At 60.2% G+C, this 21,611-nt stretch carries 17 protein-coding genes and 4 tRNA genes; 4 read left to right on the plus strand and 17 right to left on the minus strand.

The window, feature by feature from the left end:
• Positions 1-71: 71 nt before the first annotated feature.
• From rpoC to HFC70_RS10190, 13 genes are all read right to left on the minus strand, one after another.
• On the minus strand, positions 72-4,286 hold the full coding sequence (gene rpoC / locus HFC70_RS10130; protein WP_168473114.1) for a DNA-directed RNA polymerase subunit beta': 4,215 nt from the start codon (positions 4,284-4,286) through the stop codon (positions 72-74).
• Between the two features lie 197 nt (positions 4,287-4,483).
• A complete protein-coding gene (rpoB, locus tag HFC70_RS10135; protein WP_168473115.1) occupies positions 4,484-8,626 on the minus strand; it encodes a DNA-directed RNA polymerase subunit beta in 4,143 nt (1,380 codons plus the stop codon).
• A 263-nt stretch (positions 8,627-8,889) separates the two neighbouring features.
• Positions 8,890-9,267, minus strand: coding sequence for a 50S ribosomal protein L7/L12 (rplL, locus tag HFC70_RS10140; protein WP_168473116.1), 378 nt, complete (start codon positions 9,265-9,267; stop codon positions 8,890-8,892).
• A 58-nt stretch (positions 9,268-9,325) separates the two neighbouring features.
• Positions 9,326-9,844, minus strand: a complete 519-nt coding sequence (gene rplJ / locus HFC70_RS10145; protein ID WP_168473117.1) for a 50S ribosomal protein L10 — start codon at positions 9,842-9,844, stop codon at positions 9,326-9,328.
• 347 nt (positions 9,845-10,191) lie between these two features.
• Positions 10,192-10,890 carry a 50S ribosomal protein L1 gene (gene rplA / locus HFC70_RS10150; protein WP_168473118.1) on the minus strand — a complete coding sequence of 233 codons (699 nt, stop codon included), beginning with the start codon at positions 10,888-10,890 and terminating at the stop codon, positions 10,192-10,194.
• A 2-nt stretch (positions 10,891-10,892) separates the two neighbouring features.
• Complete coding sequence (rplK, locus tag HFC70_RS10155) at positions 10,893-11,324, minus strand: 50S ribosomal protein L11 (RefSeq protein ID WP_168473119.1); 432 nt, start codon at positions 11,322-11,324, stop codon at positions 10,893-10,895.
• A 152-nt stretch (positions 11,325-11,476) separates the two neighbouring features.
• Complete coding sequence (gene nusG / locus HFC70_RS10160) at positions 11,477-12,007, minus strand: transcription termination/antitermination protein NusG (RefSeq protein WP_168473120.1); 531 nt, start codon at positions 12,005-12,007, stop codon at positions 11,477-11,479.
• Between the two features lie 16 nt (positions 12,008-12,023).
• Positions 12,024-12,224 (minus strand): preprotein translocase subunit SecE, encoded by a 201-nt coding sequence (gene secE / locus HFC70_RS10165; protein WP_168473121.1) that lies wholly within the window; start codon positions 12,222-12,224, stop codon positions 12,024-12,026.
• 195 nt (positions 12,225-12,419) lie between these two features.
• Positions 12,420-12,495 (minus strand) — tRNA-Trp (locus HFC70_RS10170).
• A gap of 129 nt (positions 12,496-12,624) precedes the next feature.
• Positions 12,625-13,287 (minus strand): hypothetical protein, encoded by a 663-nt coding sequence (locus HFC70_RS10175; protein WP_168473122.1) that lies wholly within the window; start codon positions 13,285-13,287, stop codon positions 12,625-12,627.
• Positions 13,288-13,524: 237 nt separating this feature from the next.
• Complete coding sequence (tuf, locus tag HFC70_RS10180; RefSeq protein ID WP_168473109.1) at positions 13,525-14,700, minus strand: elongation factor Tu; 1,176 nt, start codon at positions 14,698-14,700, stop codon at positions 13,525-13,527.
• Between the two features lie 202 nt (positions 14,701-14,902).
• Positions 14,903-14,976, minus strand: a tRNA-Gly gene (locus HFC70_RS10185).
• A gap of 24 nt (positions 14,977-15,000) precedes the next feature.
• Positions 15,001-15,085, minus strand: a tRNA-Tyr gene (locus tag HFC70_RS10190).
• Between the two features lie 198 nt (positions 15,086-15,283).
• Between HFC70_RS10190 and rlmB the strand changes: the two genes are divergently transcribed.
• The gene (rlmB, locus tag HFC70_RS10195; protein WP_168473123.1) at positions 15,284-16,162 is read left to right on the plus strand and encodes a 23S rRNA (guanosine(2251)-2'-O)-methyltransferase RlmB; all 879 of its coding nucleotides are present in this window, start codon (positions 15,284-15,286) and stop codon (positions 16,160-16,162) included.
• Between the two features lie 94 nt (positions 16,163-16,256).
• On the opposite strand, the gene HFC70_RS10200 is transcribed toward rlmB, so the two are convergent.
• Together HFC70_RS10200 and HFC70_RS10205 are read right to left on the minus strand one after the other, a co-directional pair.
• A complete protein-coding gene (locus tag HFC70_RS10200) occupies positions 16,257-16,469 on the minus strand; it encodes an alkylphosphonate utilization protein (RefSeq protein ID WP_168473124.1) in 213 nt (70 codons plus the stop codon).
• Positions 16,470-16,707: 238 nt separating this feature from the next.
• Positions 16,708-16,783: transfer RNA gene (locus tag HFC70_RS10205), tRNA-Thr, on the minus strand.
• Positions 16,784-16,953: 170 nt separating this feature from the next.
• Between HFC70_RS10205 and HFC70_RS10210 the strand changes: the two genes are divergently transcribed.
• Positions 16,954-17,727: an NAD kinase gene (locus HFC70_RS10210; RefSeq protein ID WP_168473125.1), complete on the plus strand. Its 774-nt coding sequence runs from the start codon at positions 16,954-16,956 to the stop codon at positions 17,725-17,727.
• Positions 17,728-17,739: 12 nt separating this feature from the next.
• Entirely contained in the window at positions 17,740-18,264 is a 525-nt protein-coding gene (locus HFC70_RS10215) for a hypothetical protein (RefSeq protein ID WP_246735717.1), read from the plus strand.
• 20 nt (positions 18,265-18,284) lie between these two features.
• Here the strand turns inward: HFC70_RS10215 and HFC70_RS10220 are convergent, their stop codons facing one another.
• Positions 18,285-18,938 (minus strand): TetR/AcrR family transcriptional regulator, encoded by a 654-nt coding sequence (locus HFC70_RS10220; protein WP_168473126.1) that lies wholly within the window; start codon positions 18,936-18,938, stop codon positions 18,285-18,287.
• 178 nt (positions 18,939-19,116) lie between these two features.
• Between HFC70_RS10220 and HFC70_RS10225 the strand changes: the two genes are divergently transcribed.
• Positions 19,117-20,319: a multidrug effflux MFS transporter gene (locus tag HFC70_RS10225; protein WP_168473127.1), complete on the plus strand. Its 1,203-nt coding sequence runs from the start codon at positions 19,117-19,119 to the stop codon at positions 20,317-20,319.
• Between the two features lie 92 nt (positions 20,320-20,411).
• Here the strand turns inward: HFC70_RS10225 and prfB are convergent.
• A protein-coding gene (prfB, locus tag HFC70_RS10230; RefSeq protein ID WP_168473128.1) for a peptide chain release factor 2 occupies positions 20,412-21,543 on the minus strand; the annotation gives its coding sequence in 2 pieces (ribosomal slippage) (positions 20,412-21,473 and positions 21,475-21,543; 1,131 coding nt in all).
• Positions 21,544-21,611 lie beyond the last annotated feature (68 nt).

A 21,611-nucleotide genomic window follows, 5' to 3' on the forward strand; every position in this document is an offset into this window, starting at 1 on the left:
CGGATTTCTCCGGGCGTTTATCAACTATCAAAACCACGGCTGCGACAAAATCGCACCCGGCTTTACGAGCCTTATTCGGCTGCGGGGGCCGCTTCCGGCGAGGCCATGTCGCGCAGCATCGGCGTTGCGATATCGGCCCCGCTGCCCTTGCGGCGTTCCTCGAGAATGAGGTCGTCGCGCGAGGTGGCGATACGGCGGATCTGCGTCATGGTACCACCGGTACCGGCCGGGATCAGGCGGCCGACGATGACGTTTTCCTTCAGGCCCTGCAGCGTGTCGGTCTTGCCGGCGATCGCTGCTTCCGTCAGCACCTTGGTCGTTTCCTGGAAGGATGCGGCCGAGATGAAGGACGGGGTCTGCAGCGAAGCCTTGGTGATGCCGAGCAGGACCGGATCGCCGTAAGCCGGCTTCTTGCCCTGTTCGATCAGGCCGTCATTGACGCCTTCCAGCTCGATGCGGTCGACATTGTCGCCGACGATGTAGGTCGAGTCACCGGCGTCGGTGATTTCAACCTTCTGCAGCATCTGGCGAACGATGACCTCGATGTGCTTGTCGTTGATCACAACGCCCTGCAGACGGTAGACTTCCTGGATTTCGTTGACGAGGTAGGAAGCGAGTGCCTCCACGCCCTTGATCGCCAGGATGTCGTGCGGTGCCGGGTTGCCGTCGAGGATGTAGTCGCCCTTTTCGATATAGTCGCCTTCCTGAAGATGGAAGGGCTTACCCTTCGGGATCAGGTATTCGACCGGTTCTACACCGTCTTCGGCAGGCTCGATGATGACGCGACGCTTGTTCTTGTAGTCGCGGCCCAGGCGGATCGTACCATCGATCTCAGCGATGATGGCGTGGTCCTTCGGACGACGGGCTTCGAACAGTTCGGCAACACGCGGCAGACCACCGGTGATGTCCTTGGTCTTGGCGCTTTCCAGCGGCGAACGTGCCAGCACGTCGCCCTGGGAAACCTTCTGACCCGGCTCGACCGACAGGATCGCATCCACCGACAGGTGGAAGCGAGCTTCGCCGCCACGCGACACCTTCAGAACATTGCCGGCTGCGTCCTTGATGACGATGGCAGGCTTCAGATCCGAACCGCGCGGGGTCGAACGCCAGTCGATAACCTGACGCTTGGTGATACCGGTCGACTCGTCGGTGGCTTCCAGAACGGAGAGACCGTCGATGACGTCTTCGAAGTGAACGATACCTTCCACTTCCGTCATCATCGGACGGGTGTAGGGGTCCCACTCAGCCAGACGCTGGCCGCGCTTCACCTTGTCATTGTCGTCGACATAGATCTTCGAACCATAGGCCACACGCTGTGCGGAGCGCTCGACACCACGCTCGTCGAGAATGGTGATGGCCATGCTGCGGCCCATGGCAACCAGGTTGCCATCGGAATTGCGCAGCATGTTGCGGTTCTTGATCTGAACCGTGCCTTCATACGAGGCTTCCAGGAACGACTGGTCGACCACGGTCGCCGTGCCGCCCAAGTGGAAGGTACGCATGGTGAGCTGGGTGCCCGGCTCGCCGATCGACTGAGCCGCGATAACGCCGACGGCCTCGCCCATGTTGACGGGGGTACCGCGGGCCAGATCTCGGCCGTAGCAGACGCCGCAGACGCCGGTCTGAACTTCGCAGGTCAGCGCCGAACGGATGCGGATCGACTGGATGCCAGCCTTTTCGATTTCGACAACGTCGGCTTCGAGGATCATGCGGCCGGCATCGACAATGCGCTCACCCGTGACCGGATGATCGATATCGTCAAGCGCGGTACGACCCAGAACGCGAACACCAATCGAAGCCACAACCTGACCGGCATCGACGATCGCCGTCATGGTGAGGCCCTTGTCGGTGCCGCAATCCACGAGGTTGACGATGCAATCCTGGGCGACGTCGACGAGACGGCGCGTCAGGTAACCGGAGTTCGCGGTCTTCAAGGCCGTGTCTGCAAGACCCTTACGGGCGCCGTGGGTCGAGTTGAAGTACTCGTTAACGGTCAGACCTTCCTTGAAGTTCGAGATGATCGGCGTCTCGATGATTTCGCCCGAAGGCTTGGCCATCAGGCCGCGCATGCCGCCCAGCTGGCGCATCTGGTTCGGAGAACCACGGGCACCGGAGTGGGACATCATGTAGATGGCGTTCATCGGCTTCTGGCGACCGGTGGCCGGATCGAACTCGACAGCCTTAATGCGGGCCATCATGTCTTCGGCAACCTTTTCGGTGGCCTTGCCCCAGGCGTCGACGACCTTGTTGTACTTTTCGCCCTGGGTGATCAGGCCGTCATTGTACTGCTGCTCGTATTCCTTGACCAGGGTTTCGGTATCACCGACGATCTTCACCTTGGTTTCCGGAATGACCATGTCGTCCTTGCCGAACGAAATGCCGGCGCGGCAGGCATGGGCAAAGCCGAGCTGCATGATGCGGTCGCAGAAAATGACCGTGTCCTTCTGGCCGCAGTGACGGTAGACCGTGTCGATCATCTTGGAGATGTTCTTCTTGGTCATTTCCTGGTTGCAGGTGTCGAAGGGCACGTTGACGTTCTTCGGCAGAAGCTCGCCGATGATCATGCGGCCGGGCGTGGTTTCGAAGATCTTCGAAACCGGCTTGCCTTCGGCATCGACCGTCTTGAAGCGACCACGGATCTTGGCATGCAGGGTGACGATCTTGTTTTCCAGCGCATGGTGCAATTCGCCCATGTCGGAGAAAGCCATGCCTTCGCCCGGCTCATTCTGGTTCATGATCGACAGGTAGTAGAGACCCAGAACCATGTCCTGCGACGGAACGATGATCGGTGCACCGTTGGCCGGGTGCAGGATGTTGTTGGTCGACATCATCAGCACGCGGGCTTCAAGCTGGGCTTCCAGCGACAGCGGCACGTGAACGGCCATCTGGTCGCCGTCGAAGTCGGCGTTGAAGGCGGTGCAGACGAGCGGATGCAGCTGGATGGCCTTGCCTTCGACCAGCGTGGGTTCGAAGGCCTGGATGCCCAGGCGGTGCAGCGTCGGCGCGCGGTTCAGGAGAACCGGATGCTCGCGGATGACCTCATCGAGGATGTCCCAGACCTCAGGCTTTTCCTTTTCAACCAGCTTCTTGGCCTGCTTGACGGTCGAGGAATAACCCTTGGCGTCGAGGCGGGCGTAGATGAACGGCTTGAACAGCTCGAGCGCCATCTTCTTCGGCAGGCCGCACTGGTGCAGCTTCAGTTCCGGACCGGTCACGATAACCGAACGGCCGGAATAGTCGACGCGCTTGCCGAGCAGGTTCTGGCGGAAGCGGCCCTGCTTGCCCTTGAGCATGTCGGACAGCGACTTCAGCGGACGCTTGTTGGCGCCGGTGATGACGCGGCCACGGCGGCCGTTGTCGAACAGCGCGTCCACAGATTCCTGCAGCATGCGCTTTTCGTTGCGGATGATGATGCCCGGCGCGCGCAGTTCGATCAGGCGCTTCAGGCGGTTATTACGGTTGATGACGCGACGATAGAGATCGTTCAGGTCGGAGGTCGCGAAGCGGCCACCGTCCAGCGGCACCAGCGGACGCAGGTCCGGCGGGATCACGGGCACGACCTTCATGATCATCCATTCCGGCTTGTTGCCGGATTCCATGAAGTTCTCGACGATCTTCAGACGCTTCATCAGCTTCTTCTGCTTCAGATCCGATGTCGTCTCGGCGAGATCGGCGCGCAGGTCGCCGGCGATCTTCTCGAGGTTCATCGAAGCCAGCATTTCATAGATCGCTTCAGCACCGATCATGGCCGTGAACTGATCTTCGCCGAACTCATCGACGGCGATCATGTATTCTTCTTCCGACAGAAGCTGATTTTCCTTCAGCGACGTCAGGCCCGGCTCGGTGACGATGTAGTTCTCGAAATACAGAACGCGCTCGACATCCTTCAACGTCATGTCGAGAAGGGTCGAGATACGGCTCGGAAGCGACTTCAGGAACCAGATATGGGCAACCGGCGCTGCAAGCTCGATATGGCCCATGCGCTCGCGGCGAACGCGCGACAGCGTGACTTCAACGCCGCACTTTTCGCAGATGATGCCCTTGTACTTCATGCGCTTGTACTTGCCGCACAAGCATTCGTAATCCTTGATCGGTCCGAAAATGCGGGCGCAGAACAAACCGTCGCGTTCCGGCTTGAACGTGCGGTAGTTGATCGTTTCCGGCTTCTTGATCTCGCCGTACGACCAGGAAAGAATCTTCTCTGGCGAAGCGATCGAAATCCGGATGGAATCGAAATGCTGCGCCGGAACCTGCGGATTGAAAAGATTCATGACCTCTTGGTTCATGCCTGTCTCCTTCATGGGGCGCGATGGCCCTCAGCTTGGTCTCGGATGCGGCGAATTCCCGGGACGCCGCTCCGATCCCTAAAAACGACAATAACCGCAAAATGCGGCAAAACTCCCCGCGCCGCTCCGCAGACTATGCTGGCCGGCCTGGAGAATACGGCGCGTGCTGGTGACCAGCACGCGCCTTGTCAAAACACTTACTCGGCTGCGTCCGGCAACTGGCCTGCTTGAGCGTCGTCGAGCTTGGAATTCTCCAGTTCGACGCTGAGGCCCAGCGAGCGCATTTCCTTGACGAGAACGTTGAAGCTTTCCGGAATACCGGCCTCGAACGTATCGTCGCCTCGGACGATCGCCTCGTAGACCTTGGTACGGCCAGCCACGTCGTCCGACTTCACCGTCAGCATTTCCTGCAGGGTGTAGGCGGCGCCGTAGGCTTCGAGAGCCCAGACTTCCATTTCCCCGAAGCGCTGACCGCCGAACTGCGCCTTACCACCAAGCGGCTGCTGGGTGACGAGCGAGTAAGGACCGATCGAACGGGCGTGGATCTTGTCGTCGACCAAGTGGTTGAGCTTCAGCATATAGATGTAGCCCACGGTCACCTGCCGGTCGAACTGTTCGCCCGTACGTCCGTCATAGAGCGTCGACTGACCCGATTCCTTCAGGCCTGCCTGCAGCAGCATCTCGTTGACGTCGGCTTCCACCGCGCCATCGAAGACCGGCGTGGCGATCGATACGCCGCGACGGGTCTGCTCGGCCAAACGGACGATCGATTCATCGTCGTAGTCCTTGATCGGCTCGCCCTTCGGACCGGAACCGATGACGCTGTCGATGACATCGCGCAGCGGCTGGATTTCAGCCCCTGCCTTGTAGGCATCAAGCATCGCACCGATCTTCTTGCCCATGCCGGCACAAGCCCAGCCCAGATGCGTTTCCAGGATCTGGCCGACGTTCATGCGCGACGGCACGCCGAGCGGGTTCAACACCACGTCGACATGGGTGCCGTCTTCGAGGAACGGCATGTCTTCGACCGGAACGATCCGCGACACGACGCCCTTGTTGCCATGACGGCCGGCCATCTTGTCGCCCGGCTGAATCTTGCGCTTCACAGCGACGAAGACCTTGACCATCTTCATGACGCCCGGAGGCATTTCGTCGCCGCGCTGGACCTTTTCGACCTTGTCCATGAAGCGCTGTTCGAGCAGCGACTTCGACTCGTCGTACTGGCCGCGCAGGGCTTCCAGTTCGGTCTGGATGCTTTCGTCTTCGACGGCAAACATCCACCATTGCGACCGCGGATACTCGCTGATCACGTCATTGGCGAGGGTGACGCCCTTCTTGAAGCCCTTCGGGCCGGCAATGGCGGTCTGGCCGCGCAGCATGTCCAGCAGACGACCGTAGATGTTACGGTCGAGAATGGCCTGCTCGTCGTCACGGTCCTTGGCAAGACGTTCGATTTCCTCGCGCTCGATCGCCATCGCACGTTCGTCCTTTTCAACGCCGTGGCGGTTGAAAACGCGAACTTCGACGATGGTGCCGAAGGTGCCCGGAGGCATGCGCATCGAGGTGTCGCGAACGTCGGAGGCCTTTTCGCCGAAGATGGCGCGCAGAAGCTTTTCTTCCGGCGTCATCGGGCTTTCGCCCTTCGGCGTGATCTTGCCGACCAGGATGTCGCCAGGAGCCACTTCCGCACCGATATAGACGATACCGGCTTCGTCGAGGTTCTTCAGCGCTTCTTCCGAAACGTTCGGAATGTCGCGGGTGATTTCTTCCGGACCAAGCTTGGTGTCGCGCGCCATCACTTCGAATTCCTCGATGTGGATGGAGGTGAACACGTCGTCCGACACGATGCGCTCGGAGAGCAGGATCGAGTCTTCGTAGTTGTAGCCGTTCCACGGCATGAACGCGACGAGCGCGTTGCGGCCAAGCGCCAGATCGCCCAGATCCGTCGACGGACCGTCGGCGATGATGTCGCCCTTGTTGAGGACGTCGCCGACATTGACCAGCGGACGCTGGTTGATGCAGGTGTTCTGGTTGGAACGCTGAAACTTCTGCAGGCGATAGATGTCAACGCCTGATTTCGACGATTCCAGATCTTCCGTGGCGCGGATAACGATACGCGTCGCGTCGACCTGGTCGACCACGCCGCCACGACGGGCAGCAATGGCAGCGCCGGAGTCGCGGGCGACGACCGGCTCCATGCCGGTGCCGACGAACGGCGCTTCGGCCCGGACCAGCGGCACGGCCTGACGCTGCATGTTCGAGCCCATCAGAGCGCGGTTGGCGTCGTCGTTTTCCAGGAACGGGATGAGCGCTGCCGCAACAGACACGAGCTGCTTCGGCGAAACGTCCATCAGGTTCACGGTGTCGCGCGGCGCCAGCATGACTTCGCCGGCATGACGGCAAACCACGAACTCTTCAACGAACGTGAAGTCCGATGTCAGTTCCGAGTTTGCCTGGGCGACGTAGTACTTGGCTTCTTCCATGGCCGACAGATAGACCACGTCGGTGGTGACCTTGCCGTCGACGATCTTGCGGTACGGGCTTTCGATGAAGCCGTACTTGTTGACGCGGGCGAAGGTGGCCAGCGAGTTGATCAGACCGATGTTCGGACCTTCCGGCGTCTCGATCGGGCAAATACGGCCGTAGTGGGTCGGATGCACGTCGCGGACTTCGAAGCCGGCGCGCTCGCGGGTCAGACCACCCGGTCCAAGAGCCGAAAGACGACGCTTGTGGGTGATTTCCGAAAGCGGGTTCACCTGGTCCATGAACTGCGACAGCTGCGAGGAGCCGAAGAATTCGCGAACGGCGGCTGCAGCCGGCTTGGCGTTGATCAGGTCCTGCGGCATGACGGTGTCGATCTCGATCGACGACATGCGTTCCTTGATGGCGCGTTCCATGCGCAAGAGACCCAGGCGGTACTGGTTCTCCATCAATTCACCGACCGAGCGAACGCGGCGGTTGCCGAGGTTGTCGATATCGTCGATCTCGCCCTTGCCGTCGCGCAGTTCGACCAGCATCTTGACCACGGCCAGGATATCGTCCTTGCGCAGAACGCGAACGGTATCGGCAACTTCGAGGTCGAGGCGCATGTTCATCTTGACGCGACCGACGGCCGACAGATCGTAGCGCTCGGCGTCGAAGAACAGCGAGTTGAACATCGCTTCGGCCGATTCCATCGTCGGCGGCTCACCGGGCCGCATGACGCGGTAGATGTCGAACAGAGCGTCCTGGCGGTTCTCGTTCTTGTCGGCGGTCAGGGTATTGCGGATATAGGCGCCGACATTGATATGGTCGATGCCCAGAACCGGAATGGCCGTGAAACCGGCGTCCAGAATGATCGGCAGGGTCTTCTCGTCGATTTCGTCGCCGGCTTCGAGATAGATCTCGCCGGTCGCCATGTTGACGATGTCTTCGGCCAGATAGTTGCCGTACAACTCGTCATCAGTGGCGCGCAGAGCCTTCAGGCCCTTGTCCTGCAACTGGCGGAGCAGGCGCGATGTCATCTTCTTGCCGGCCTCGACGGCAACTTCGCCGGTGTCGGCGTCGATCAGGTCGACAATGGTCTTGGCGCCCTTCATCGTTTCCGGATTGAAGGGAATGCGCCAGCCGCCCTTGGCATCGCGCTCATAGGTCGACTTGGAATAGAAGGTCGAGAGAATCTCTTCGCCGTCCATGCCGAGCGCCATCAGCAGCGAGGTCACGGGGATCTTGCGGCGACGGTCGATACGGGCGTGGACGATGTCCTTGGCGTCGAATTCGATGTCGAGCCAGGAACCGCGATAGGGAATGACGCGGGCCGCAAACAGCAGCTTGCCCGAGGAATGGCTCTTGCCCTTGTCGTGGTCGAAGAACACGCCCGGCGAACGGTGCATCTGCGAAACGATGACGCGCTCGGTACCATTGACGATGAAGGTACCGTTATTGGTCATGAGCGGCATGTCGCCCATGTAAACGGACTGTTCCTTGATGTCCTTGATCGAGCGGGCGCCCGTATCCTCGTCGATATCGAACACGATGAGGCGCAACGTCACCTTCAGCGGCGCAGCATAGGTCAGGTCGCGCTGACGGCATTCGTCAACGTCGAATTTCGGCGGTTCGAATTCATACGACACGAATTCCAGCATCGAAGCGCCGGAAAAATCGGTGATCGGGAAGACGGACTTGAAAACGGCTTGAAGCCCCTCATCGGGACGGCCACCCTGAGGCTCGTCAACCATGAGGAACTGGTCGTAGGATGCCTTCTGAACCTCGATGAGGTTCGGCATTTCCGCGACTTCTGGAATTTTACCAAAAAACTTGCGTACGCGCCTGCGACCGTTAAACGAAAGGGTCTGAGCCATCGTCGCTCCTTTAAATTTTGCATCCGGGCCTGCAACGGACGGGGTTCGCTGGCCAGTCGATCCCGTCAATCAATGGATTTTTTCAATCTCGTTTCACATCCCGAAACCGCAGGCCGGATTGCCAATTACAGTTCGGTTCGAAACCATCCTCTTGAAGAACCCATTACCCAAAAGCCGGTTTGACGGGCTTTTGGGTAATCCGTTCACAAGAAATTGTGACCGGGAGAGGGCTTACCGCCCTCTCCCAACCACGACTTCCGATATTACTTGATGTCGACCTTAGCGCCGGCATCTTCAAGCTTCTTCTTGAGATCAGCGGCTTCAGCCTTGTTAACGCCTTCCTTGACAGCCTTAGGAGCGGCTTCAACGAGGTCCTTGGCTTCCTTGAGGCCGAGGCCCGTGATAGCGCGGACTTCCTTGATGACGTTGATCTTGTTAGCGCCGGCTTCAGCCAGGATAACGTCGAACTCGGTCTTTTCTTCTTCAACGACGGCAGCAGCGCCAGCGCCGCCGGCAGCAGCAACGGCTACCGGAGCAGCGGCGGAAACGCCCCACTTTTCTTCGAGAAGCTTCGACAGTTCTGCGGCTTCCAGAACGGTCAGGGCAGAGAGGTCTTCAACGATCTTTGCGAGATCAGCCATTTTACTAGTTCCTTATATTCGGTTCGAACCGGTTTGATATAACAGCGAAAAATCCGCCTTAAGCGGCTTCGTCCTTCTTGGCATAGGCGGCGAACACGCGGGCCAGCTGAGCTGCCGGTGCTGCGACAACGCCTGCAATGCGGGTAGCCGGTGTCTGGATCATGCCCAGCAGCTTCGCACGCAGTTCGTCCAGCGAAGGCAGGGTCGCAAGCGACTTGACTGCATCTGCGCTGAGCGTCGTTGTTCCCATGGAACCACCCAGGACCACGATCTTGTCGTTGGTCTTGGCGAAATCCATGACGACCTTGGGAGCGGTGATCGGGTCATTGCTGTAGGCAATGAGCGTCTGACCCTTGAACAGGTCCGACATCCCTTCCGCTTCCGTGCCCTGAAGAGCGATCTTGGCCAGGCGGTTTTTCGCGACTTTGACGGTACCGCCAGCTGCGCGCATCTTCGAACGAAAGTCGTTCATTTGCGCAACCGTGACACCAGCATAGTGGGCCACGACAACCGAACCGGAAGCCTTGAAGACTTCGTTCAGCTCCGTGACGAATTCGCGTTTTTCCGCTCTTTCCACTGTCTGTCTCCAGTTGACAGGATCGAAATCCAACGATCCTGCCGGGTTTGCCTTTGCCTCAAGGGATCCAATCATGTCGGATCCCAAGCGGCGCTTGAGGATCCTGTCCCCTCGCACTGTCACCCGAAGGCTCCAGGCACAAGGCACACAAGGCTCGAACCGACTTTCTTCACGGCGTCGAAACGCCCTTCAAAATCCGGGTCTTACCCGTCTCATGCCGGCTAAACGATTAAGGCCTAAGCCACCAGCAATCTCGGACAGGAAATCCGGGTTGCCCCGGACATCTCCGGCCCCGAAGGGCCGGAAATTCTTGGATAACCGGAGCCGCAAGGGCTCCGGCAAATTCTTTAGGCGGCGGTGACCGAGGCCGGGTCGATCTTGACGCCCGGGCCCATGGTCGAAGAGATGGCTACGCGCTTGACGTAGTTGCCCTTGGCACCAGCCGGCTTGGCCTTGACGACGGCGTCGGCAAAAGCCTTGATGTTTTCTTCGAGAGCCTTGGCGTCGAACGAGGCCTTGCCGATACCGGCGTGGATGATACCAGCCTTCTCGACACGGAACTCGACAGCACCGCCCTTGGAAGCCTTGACGGCGCCAGCGACGTCCATGGTCACGGTGCCGACCTTCGGGTTCGGCATCATGCCGCGCGGGCCGAGAACCTTACCGAGACGACCGACCAGCGGCATCATGTCCGGGGTGGCGATGCAACGATCGAAGTCGATCTTGCCGCCCTGAACGATTTCGACCAGGTCTTCGGCGCCAACGACGTCTGCACCAGCAGCCTTGGCTTCCTCAGCCTTGGCGCCACGGGCGAAAACGGCAACGCGAACGTCACGGCCGGTGCCGTTCGGCAAGTTGACGACGCCACGAACCATCTGGTCGGCGTGACGCGGGTCGACACCGAGGTTCATCGAGATTTCCACGGTTTCGTCGAACTTGGCGACGGCCCGTTCCTTGACCATCACGATTGCGTCGGACAGAGCAACGAGCTTTGTCGGGTCAACGCCTTCGCGGATCTTCTGCATGCGCTTTGCGAGCTTAGCCATGATCAACCTACCACTTCCAGGCCCATGGAGCGGGCAGAGCCCTCGACCATTGCCATTGCGCCTTCGACGTCAGCCGCGTTCAGATCCTTCATCTTGGCTTCGGCGATCGAACGGATCTGAGCCTTGGTGAGGGAACCAGCTTTCGGGCCCTTGCCGGGCGTCTTCGAGCCGGACGTCAGCTTTGCTTCCTTCTTCAGGAAGTAGCTGACCGGCGGCTGCTTCATGATGAAGGTGAAGGACTTGTCCTGATAGTAGGTGATGACGACCGGGATCGGCATGCCCTTTTCAAGTTCCTGCGTGGCGGCATTGAACGCCTTGCAGAATTCCATGATGTTTACGCCACGCTGACCAAGCGCCGGGCCGATTGGCGGGGACGGGTTTGCCGATCCTGCCTTGACCTGAAGCTTGAGCTGGCCTGCAACTTTCTTAGCCATTTCTCTCTGCCTTTCGTAACGGACCGGTTTCCCGGCCCCGATAAGCCGGACATGTCCGGCGGCTGCGGTTGCGTGGTGCGGACGATGGATCCGGCTTCAGATCCCTATCCTTCCACGCGTTTCAGGCGAGACGCCAGGTCTCGCCCTTCAACTCAGACCTTTTCGACCTGAGCGTATTCCAGTTCGACCGGGGTCGCACGACCGAAGATGGAAACCTCCACCTTCAAGCGCGAACGCTCCTCGTCGACATCCTGCACGGTGCCGTTGAACGAGGCGAACGGACCATCGGACACACGAACCTGTTCGCCGATCTCGAACGACACCGAAGACTTCGGACGCTCGACACCTTCCTGAACCTGGCCAAGGATACGCTCGGCTTCGAAGTCCGGGATCGGAACAGGCTTGTTGTCGGACCCCAGAAAGCCGGTGACCTTCGGGGTATTCTTGATAAGGTGATAGGCCTCATCCGTCAGGTTCGCCCGCACCAACACGTAGCCCGGGAAAAACTTGCGTTCGCTGTCGACCTTGCGGCCACGGCGAACTTCGACAACCTTTTCAGTAGGAACAAGGATCCTCTCGAACAGATGGCTCAGCCCTTTTTGCTTCGCCTTCTCCTCGATGGATTCTGCCACCTTCTTTTCAAAATTTGAATAAGCGTGGACGATATACCAACGCGCCGCCATGTTCGTCTCCGCCCGATTAATTGCCGACGCTCAGCACCAAGCTGATCAACCAGCCAATCAGCTGGTCCGCCGCAAAGAAAAACAGCGCGGCAAAGACGACCATGAACAACACCATAGCCGTGGAGATCATGGTTTCACGACGCGACGGCCATGTCACCTTGGACGTCTCAGAGCGAACCTGCTGCAGAAACGTGAATGGATTTGTCTTCGATGCCATCTATTGCCCACGCATATACGGCGCGTAAAGCTGAACATTTCAGCCCCACGCACCGCGTGTCTGTTTGAACCCCTACATAAACACCGATTCCCTTTTTCACAAGGGGAATTCGATCTTCAGCGAAAATTTAACCGTTACCCGGTTCGTCCCATGCCCATCCTGCAGCAACGTCGTTGCGCTTCCCGGCAAATGGAATGGCAGGGGCAGCCGGGCTTGAACCGACGACCTGCGGTTTTGGAGACCGCCGCTCTACCAACTGAGCTATACCCCTATGCCTTGTCTCTCTTTCAAGAAACCGCCTGCAGTGTTCCGCCAGCGGGCATGGCGCTCCCTTTACGGTGCGACGCGCGGATTGGCAAGTCTGTTTTTTGGTTTTCGCCCGTCATTTTCCGTCAATCCGCTACCATGTTCTCTGGAAGCCGGCGCGGAACGTGGCCGACGGCTTGGACAGGACATCGTCGACGGAGGCGGAGACGGTCACGTCGCGCATCAGGCTTTTCTCCACGCTGATGGAGCCGGCCATGACGCGCTCCGCCGGGTCGACGAAGCCTTCCGACACCAGCGCGGCGCGAATGTCCGGCAGGCTGATCCTCAGCGTCTGGCGCGCTACGACACCGGCCCCCTCGCCTCCCGCTGCCCGCGCCTCCAGCACGCGACTGGTCTGCAGGTCTATGGACGGCGTGGCAATCCAGGTGCGAAGGCGGGTCAGGGACAGGGTCGATGCGCCGGCCCTCGGGTCATAGGCGGCGACAAGCGTCGTATCCCGGCTCTCGGCGGGCATGCGTTGTTCGCTGAGCTTGACATTGCCCCACAGCCGGACCGGCAGGCTCTCGCCGTCCACAGCCCCCTCGTCGCTGGCGATGATCGACGCATCCGCGCCGACGGACGGACTGAACCGGCTGCGCAACTGGACACCGGTGTGGAAGCTCACCGCATTCTTCCCGAGCCGGGAGACATCCCAGATCAAGGGCAGATCCTCGGCATGGACGGGCACGGAACTGAATACCGTCACCAACAGGACGCCGGCGGCGACGGCTTTCGCCGCGCGTTGCAAGATCGTCATAGGGAAACCGCTTATTCAATCAGCCAAAAGATACGCTCGATATCGAGAGCGCGGCGGAGAATGCATGCGGACTGTTTAGCACAGAAGGCCGAATTTGACAAATGTAAATTCCGCACCGCAGCATGACGCCCCCCCTGAAAGCGCGCCAGACAAGGCCGGACCGCACTGCTTTCCGAAATAAAAAAAGGCCCCGCCGTTTCCGGCAGGGCCTCCTTATTCCGTTCGATCAGATCGAAATTACTCGATGATGGAAGCAACGATACCGGCGCCGACGGTGCGGCCGCCTTCGCGGATGGCGAAGCGCAGCTTTTCTTCCATGGCGATCGGCACGATCAGTTCGACCTGAACCGTGACGTTGTCGCCCGGCATGACCATTTCCGTGCCTTCAGGAAGCGACACGATGCCGGTCACGTCGGTGGTGCGGAAGTAGAACTGCGGACGGTAGTTGGTGAAGAACGGCGTATGACGGCCGCCTTCTTCCTTCGTCAGGATGTAGGCTTCGGCCATGAACTTCTTGTGCGGCTTGACCGAACCCGGCTTGCACAGGATCTGGCCACGCTCGACGCCGTCACGCTGCACGCCGCGGATCAGAGCGCCGATGTTGTCGCCGGCCTGGCCCTGGTCGAGCAGCTTGCGGAACATTTCAACGCCGGTCACCGTCGTCTTCGAGGTCGGGCGGATGCCGACGATCTCGACTTCTTCGCCGACCTTGACGATGCCACGCTCGACGCGGCCGGTCACGACCGTACCACGGCCCGAGATCGAGAACACGTCTTCGATCGGCAGCAGGAACGGCAGGTTGATCGGACGCTCAGGCGTCGGGATGTAGGCGTCGACGGCGGCCATCAGCTCGCGGATCGCGTCTTCGCCGATCTTCTTGTCGCTATCTTCAAGAGCGGCCAGAGCCGAGCCCTTGATGATCGGGATATCGTCGCCGGGGAAGTCGTAGGACGACAGAAGTTCGCGCACTTCCAGCTCGACAAGCTCGAGAAGCTCGGCGTCGTCAACCTGGTCGACCTTGTTCAGGAACACGACGATCGCCGGAACGCCAACCTGACGGGCGAGCAGGATGTGCTCGCGGGTCTGCGGCATCGGGCCGTCGGCAGCCGAGCACACCAGGATCGCGCCGTCCATCTGGGCAGCGCCGGTGATCATGTTCTTGACGTAGTCGGCGTGGCCGGGGCAGTCGACGTGGGCGTAGTGGCGGGCAGCCGTCTCATACTCGACGTGGGCCGTCGAGATGGTGATGCCACGGGCCTTTTCTTCCGGAGCAGCGTCGATCTGGTCATAGGCCTTGTATTCACCAAAATACTTGGTGATCGCTGCCGTCAGCGACGTCTTGCCATGGTCAACGTGGCCGATCGTGCCAATGTTAACGTGCGGCTTGTTGCGCTCAAACTTACTCTTTGCCATTTGAATGCTTCCTATGATCGAAAAAAGGTTGACCCGGCGAACCGGTTTAGTGCCGCCGTTTAAGGCTTTCGCAACGAATGCGCAAGACTTAATTGTGCCAACCATCGGCAGGCTGCCAGATAGGCACTTAGATGGGGATGAAATTTTAGAAAATCAATAATTTAAGGTCGGTTGCGTTCGGCACTGAGGCTGCGTCTCGACCTGGAGCGGGTAGCGGGAATCGAACCCGCGTATTCAGCTTGGAAGGCTGCTGCTCTACCATTGAGCTATACCCGCGGGGTCAAGATCCATGAGACAGAATGGTGGAGGGAGTTGGATTTGAACCAACGTAGGCTGAGCCAACGGATTTACAGTCCGTCCCCTTTAACCACTCGGGCATCCCTCCAGTATTCCGTCTGGATCAAGCGACCAAGCTTGCGACAGCGAAGCGTTGCCCCGCTGTCTGCGGCGGCTATATGACTGCCCCGCCCTCGTATGTCAACACGATGAAAGGGGGAAAATTCTGAAAAATTTCCACAGCCGGGAAAAGCCTGTGGTTTGCCATGCCCCTATCCGCCGCGACGCTGGCCCGCTATAAGACGGCATGAGCAAAGACCCGACAGACGACAAATCCGCACGAGACACCCACTATGCCACGCTGCGCCGCCAGGTGCGCGACGGCAAGCGCGAACGGGGCGAAATCCCGACGCCGGCCCCGCAGAAGCGCCGCAGCGCCGCCTCCGACTGGAACCCTCCGACGCTGGCCCCCGACCAGGTGCAGCTTTACGGCCTCCATACGGTGCGGGCAGCCCTGCAAAACCCGGAACGCAGCCTCGTCAAGCTGAGCGTGACGCAGAACGCGCTGATCCGGCTGGAGATCGGCCGCGCCGACGAACAGGCATTTCCGGTGGAGATCGTCACCCCTCAGGATCTCGACAAGGTGCTAGGCCCCGATGCCATCCATCAAGGGGTGATGCTGGAAACGCGTCCCCTGCCCGTGCGCCGGCTGGAGGCCCTGACCGACAGCCCGCTGGTGCTGGTTCTCGACCAGGTCACCGATCCGCACAATGTCGGCGCCATCATGCGCACGGCCGTCGCCTTCGGCGCAGGCGCCGTGATCACCACCATGCGCCACAGCCCGACCGAATCCGGCGTGCTGGCCAAATCGGCCTCCGGCGCGCTCGAACTGATCCCCTATATCCAGATTACCAATCTGGCGGATGCGCTCAGTCAGTTGCAGAAGCTCGGCTTTTATTCGATCGGCCTGGATTCAGAAGGACCGGCGCCGCTCGAAGGCTCGTTCCAGGGCAGCAAGATCGCGCTGGTACTCGGAGCGGAGGGCAAGGGCCTGCGGCAGAAGACGCGCGAAACCGTCGATGCGCTGGCCCGTCTCGACATGCCCGGCGCCATCAAGTCCCTGAACGTCTCCAACGCCGCAGCGATCGCGCTTTACGCTTCGCGGCAATTCCTGCTGAAATCCTAGTCCGCACGATAAGACAGTCCACAGGGCAAGTGCCGGGATCGGATGCGCGTCGCCTTTTCAATGGCCACACGCCTCTATCCCGGCCGTCAGCCGATCAGGCCTTTTTCAAAAATTCCGTGCGCAGCACCAGGCCCTTGATCTTGGCGTGGCGGCAATCGACCTCTTCCGGGTTGTCGGTCAGGTGAATGCCCTTGATCATGGTGCCGCGTTTCAGGGTCTCGGACGACCCCTTGACCTTGAGGTCCTTGATCAGGGTGACGTTGTCCCCTTCCTGAAGGATGGTGCCGTTGCTGTCGCGCACGTCCATGACGTTCTCTCCTGCTGATATTGATCGCCGCCGCCCGTTGTGGCACGGCCTGAGCGCGGCTTACTCCCCCGGCCCCGCCGCTGTCCAGCGGTTGCGGCGGCAAATGTGGCTGAGAAACGGCGGAGGGGCGGATATCGACCGCCAAAGTGGCGAAGTCGATCCGGCATTCAACAAGGCGATCGACCACCCGTTCCGCACGAGTCGTTCGAAATGTTTCAGGAATGGATAAGGAAGAAAATGGTGCCCCCGGCAGGATTCGAACCCGCGACCCCCTGATTACAAATCAGGTGCTCTACCAACTGAGCTACAAGGGCAATCGGCTCCGTCCCTAGCAGATTCTCACTGACTGTAAAGAGGGAATTGCCAATCCGCAAACCGAAATGACGGGCTTTCGGGTTGGCCAACCGTCGCTTCGCAACGCAATAAACCTTGTCGCTCAAGCGGTTTATCATGTACCAAGATGCCAACCGCAAAGGGCCGTTTCATGTCGCGTTCGTTCCAGTCGCTTTCCTTCCAGGCCTCCAACACCGTCGAGGCCATGGCGTCGCGCGACAAGTTGATTCGACTCTATGGTGATGCTGAGCCTGCCGAGGCCGATGTCATTGTGGCGCTGGGCGGCGACGGCTTCATGCTGCAGACGCTGCACGAGACGATGAATTCGGGCAAGCTGGTCTATGGCATGAACCGCGGCTCGGTCGGCTTCCTGATGAACGAATTCAAGATCGAGGACCTGCGCGAGCGAATCGCCGCCGCCGTCGAGAACGATTTCCATCCGCTGCGGATGACAACAACCAATGCCGACGGATCGAGTTCAATCGCGCTTGCCATCAACGAGGTCTCGCTGTTTCGCCAGTCCTATCAGGCCTCCAAGCTGCGCGTGCTGATTGACGGGCAGGTGCGGCTTGAGGAACTGATCTGTGACGGGCTGATGGTGGCGACCCCCGTCGGATCGACGGCCTACAATCTGTCAGCGCACGGGCCGATCCTACCGCTCGAATCCCCCCTGCTGGCGCTGACGCCGGTCAGCGCCTTTCGTCCGCGCCGCTGGCGCGGCGCGCTGCTGCCCAACCGGGTCTGCGTCGATATCGAGGTGCTGGAACCGGAAAAGCGGCCGGTCAATGCCGTTGCGGATCACACGGAGGTCAAGTCGGTGATCCATGTGCGGGTTGCCCAGTCCGAAGACACCACCGCACGCATTCTGTCCGATCCCGACCGCTCGTGGTCGGACCGCATTCTGACTGAACAGTTTTCCAACTGAGCGAGGTAAATCATGGCGCGCTTCTCTCATTTCCGTTTTCCGATCGCGGCAATCCTGCTGCTCCATTCGTTCAGCGCCTTTGCGCAGGATGTCGGAGCCGTACCTCCCACAGTGACCTTCGTGATCAGCGGCGGATATTGGGAAGACGATGGCGAACCGGTGGTCGAGGGCAGCGAGGCAACCTCGCCGGCGCCTACAGCACCCGCGCCTTCGACCGAACAGCAGCCGGCTCGGCGCGGCTATTACCGCCTGATCTCCGTGCGCCAGCCGGACCGCACGGCCAAGGTCTATCTGCAGCAGATCGCCGCCCGCGACGAAGGCCCGGAGCTTGTCAACAACGTGGAGCTCGAGGAGTTCACCGCGATCAAGCCTTACGTGACCGATGTCCGGCCCGAGGACTCGTCCGGCGTCAGCCGGCTGCCCGGCCTGTTTGCCACCGTCTACCTGAAAACCGACCCGACCAGCGCCGAGCCGGAAAGCTACACGGTGTTGATCGACGAATTCGGCGAGATCCGCGTCGAAAAGGCGACCAACTGAAACGGCGTTAAGATCATGCCTCAGCGCCTGGCATAGGCTTTCACGAAAGTCCGCATGGCGGTCTTTGCCATATCGTCCAGTTCCTCGTCGCTTGGCTGGCGGCCAAACTGGATGTCGGTCTTGATATCCATGCCGAGCAGGGCCACGAATTGCCGGGCCGCGACATTCGGGTCGTCCAGGTCGAGATAGCCGGCATGGGCCAGTTGCGCCAGTCGCGCTGCGATCGCCGGATATTTCTTGCCCGGACCATATTCATTCCAGGTCGAGAACAATTGCGGATAGCGCACGGCCTCGGCTTCCAGAAGCTTGCGCAACCGCCGGCCGTTCGGATCGCACATGGCGCGACGCAGGAAAAAGGCCGAAAACGCCGTCAGTTCCGCTTCCAGATCGGCAGGCGCCACCGGGAATTGTTCCATGACCTCGAACAGCCGGGCGCTTGATTTCTCGGTGATTTCCGCCACGACGGCATGGAACAGCTTTTCCTTGTCGCCGATCTGATTGTAGACCGTCTGCCGCGACACCCCGGCCTTCGAGGCGATCTGGTCGATGCTGGCGCCGGCAAAGCCCTCTTCCGAAAAGACCACCGCTGCCGCATCGAGGATCGCCCTTCGCTTGGTCTGCGGCAGCTCGGGCAAATCCTTCGGGGAATCAGGGGTCTGTACGACGGTTTTCATGGCATCACCGTAACTGCACTTGACGAATTGGACAATTGTGTCCAATATATTTTACATAGTTGACTTAATGGCATTCCATTCTCCTGCCCGATGCCCGCGTCTGCGGCCATCCCGCTCTTGCCGCGATCGTGGCGTCCCGGCCTTTTCTCCCGGCCGGCCTCCTTAAAATAGGTTGTTCATGCTGACCAGACCCATTCCCATTTCTGTCGTCCTCGGCCTGCTGACGGCTGTCGGACTGTTTGCGACCGACATGTACCTGCCCTCGCTTCCCGCCATCGGCTCCGATCTTGGGGCCGATAGCGGACAGGTGCAGGCAAGCCTCATCGCCTTCTTCATCGCAATCGCCCTCTGCCAGGTCGTCTACGGCCCGCTGTCCGACATGTTCGGCCGCAAACCGCCCCTCTATTTCGGCCTTGGGCTCTTCGCTCTCGGCTCCGTCGGCTGTGCGCTGGCGCCGACCATCGAATGGCTGATCGCCTTCCGCTTCCTGCAAGGCATGGGCGCCTGTGCCGGCATGGTCATTCCCCGTGCCGTCGTCCGCGACCTGCATACCGGCGTTGCCGCCGCGCATATGATGGCGCGGCTGATGCTGGTCTTCAGCGTGTCTCCCCTGCTGGCACCGCTGGCCGGCAGCTTTGTCGCAGCGGCCGGCGGCTGGCAAGCCAATTTCTGGGTCATGGGCGGCGCCTGCCTGCTCGGCCTGGTTCTGGTCGCCCTGCGGCTGCCGGAAACCCGCCCGCCCGAACAGCGCACGGCAACGGGATTTGCCAGCACGATCAGCGGCTACAGGACGCTTTTGCGCGACCCGCACTATCTCGGCCTCGTGCTGATCGCCTCCTTCGGCATGGCGAGCTACATGACCTATCTGGCCAATTCGTCCTTCGTGCTGATCGAGCATTATGGACTCTCGCCATCGCTCTACAGCGTCTTGTTTTCCATCAACGCGGTTTCCTTTATCGGCATGTCGCAGCTGAACGGCAGGCTTGCCCGGCGGTTCGGCCTGAAACGCGTCATCGGCTTTGCCATCGTCGGCTTTGTCACCACCATGGTGGCCCTTTTCGCGGTCACCGCCCTTGGCATCGACCGCCTGGGTGTCATGGCGACTTTCCTGTTCATCGGCTACGGCTTTCTCGGGTCGATCATCCCGACGGCTGCCGTGCTTGCCCTGGAAAGCCATGGACGGATTGCCGGAAGCGCTTCGGCCATGATGGGAACGCTGCAATTCATCACCGCTGCTGCCGTCATGGGTCTTTCGGGCCTGTACTTCGATGGCACGTCCCTGCCGATGATTGCCACCATCGCCCTTTGCAGCCTCGTGGTGTCCGTGCTCGGCGCCCTGACATTGCGACCTTCGGCCCGTAAAGCCGTGACCGTGGAATAGGCCAGAACGGCCCGCATACCCCAAGAGCCCACATAGAAAAACGGCGGAGCCCTGCCCCGCCGTTTTTTTGCATGTTTCCGATCGAGACCGGATCAGGCGATGTCGTCGACCGCCGCATCCGCGCCGCCGCTGATGCGGTGGGCGAGTGCCGCCTCCATGAACTCGTTGAGGTCGCCATTCAGCACGTCATCGGGTGCCGAGCTTTCAACGCCGGTGCGCAGATCCTTGACCATCTGGTAAGGCTGCAGCACGTAGGAGCGGATCTGGTGTCCCCAGCCGATATCGGTCTTGGATGCGGCTTCGGCATTGGCCGCCTCTTCCCGCTTCATCAGTTCGGCCTCGTACATGCGGGCACGCAACATGTCCCAGGCCTTGGCCTTGTTCTTGTGCTGCGAGCGCTCCTGCTGGCACTGCACCACGATCCCGGTCGGAATGTGGGTGATGCGCACGGCGGAGTCGGTGGTGTTGACGTGCTGGCCACCGGCACCGGATGAACGATAGGTGTCGATCCGGCAATCGCTCTCGTTGATCTCGATCTGGATCGAGTCATCAACGACGGGATAGACCCAGACGGAGGAGAAGGACGTGTGGCGACGGGCGTTGCTGTCATAGGGCGAGATGCGCACCAGGCGGTGGACACCGGATTCGGTCTTCATCCAACCATAGGCATTGTGACCCTTGACCTGCACCGTGGCCGACTTGATGCCGGCTTCTTCGCCGTCATGCAGTTCCATGATCTCGACCTTGAAGCCCCGCTTTTCGGCCCAGCGCATATACATGCGCAGCAGCATGTTGGCCCAGTCCTGGCTTTCGGTGCCGCCGGCCCCGGAATGGACTTCGAAATAACAGTCGTTGCCATCGGCCTCGCCCGACAGCATGGCCTCGACCTGCAGCCGCCCGGATTCCGACTTCAGCGCCTTCAGCGCATCCTCGGCCTCCTTGACGATGCCGGCATCGCCCTCTTCCTCGCCAAGCTCGATCAGCTCGATATTGTCGTTCAGCTGGCGCTCCAGCATCTTGACGCCATTGATGCCGTCTTCCAGCTGCTGGCGCTCGCGCATGAGCTTCTGAGCTTCCGCGGCATCGTTCCACAGGTTGGGATCTTCAGCCTTGTTGTTCAACCAGTCCAGTCGTCTTATCGCCTGGTCCCAGTCAAAGATGCCTCCTCAGCAGGCTTACGGCCTGCTTGATGTCATCGACAATATTCTCGATCTCGGTCCGCATACTATCCTGTTTCTCAAGTTTGGAACTTCACGTGGCCCCGTGAATAGTGGCGCGCGCCGCGGATGTAA

It is taken from the genome of Agrobacterium sp. a22-2 (assembly GCF_012276985.1).
GTDB lineage: Bacteria > Pseudomonadota > Alphaproteobacteria > Rhizobiales > Rhizobiaceae > Allorhizobium.

Excerpts from the sequence above, each read along its gene's own strand:
- rpoC (WP_168473114.1), bottom strand. The coding sequence starts at position 4,286 with ATGAACCAAGAGGTCATGAATCTTTTCAATCCGCAGGTTCCGGCGCAG.
- rpoB (WP_168473115.1), bottom strand. The coding sequence starts at position 8,626 with ATGGCTCAGACCCTTTCGTTTAACGGTCGCAGGCGCGTACGCAAGTTT.
- rplL (WP_168473116.1), bottom strand. The coding sequence starts at position 9,267 with ATGGCTGATCTCGCAAAGATCGTTGAAGACCTCTCTGCCCTGACCGTT.
- rplA (WP_168473118.1), bottom strand. The coding sequence starts at position 10,890 with ATGGCTAAGCTCGCAAAGCGCATGCAGAAGATCCGCGAAGGCGTTGAC.
- rplK (WP_168473119.1), bottom strand. The coding sequence starts at position 11,324 with ATGGCTAAGAAAGTTGCAGGCCAGCTCAAGCTTCAGGTCAAGGCAGGA.
- nusG (WP_168473120.1), bottom strand. The coding sequence starts at position 12,007 with ATGGCGGCGCGTTGGTATATCGTCCACGCTTATTCAAATTTTGAAAAG.
- secE (WP_168473121.1), bottom strand. The coding sequence starts at position 12,224 with ATGGCATCGAAGACAAATCCATTCACGTTTCTGCAGCAGGTTCGCTCT.
- HFC70_RS10175 (WP_168473122.1), bottom strand. The coding sequence starts at position 13,287 with ATGACGATCTTGCAACGCGCGGCGAAAGCCGTCGCCGCCGGCGTCCTG.
- tuf (WP_168473109.1), bottom strand. The coding sequence starts at position 14,700 with ATGGCAAAGAGTAAGTTTGAGCGCAACAAGCCGCACGTTAACATTGGC.
- rlmB (WP_168473123.1), top strand. The coding sequence starts at position 15,284 with ATGAGCAAAGACCCGACAGACGACAAATCCGCACGAGACACCCACTAT.
- HFC70_RS10200 (WP_168473124.1), bottom strand. The coding sequence starts at position 16,469 with ATGGACGTGCGCGACAGCAACGGCACCATCCTTCAGGAAGGGGACAAC.
- HFC70_RS10210 (WP_168473125.1), top strand. The coding sequence starts at position 16,954 with ATGTCGCGTTCGTTCCAGTCGCTTTCCTTCCAGGCCTCCAACACCGTC.
- HFC70_RS10215 (WP_246735717.1), top strand. The coding sequence starts at position 17,740 with ATGGCGCGCTTCTCTCATTTCCGTTTTCCGATCGCGGCAATCCTGCTG.
- HFC70_RS10220 (WP_168473126.1), bottom strand. The coding sequence starts at position 18,938 with ATGAAAACCGTCGTACAGACCCCTGATTCCCCGAAGGATTTGCCCGAG.
- HFC70_RS10225 (WP_168473127.1), top strand. The coding sequence starts at position 19,117 with ATGCTGACCAGACCCATTCCCATTTCTGTCGTCCTCGGCCTGCTGACG.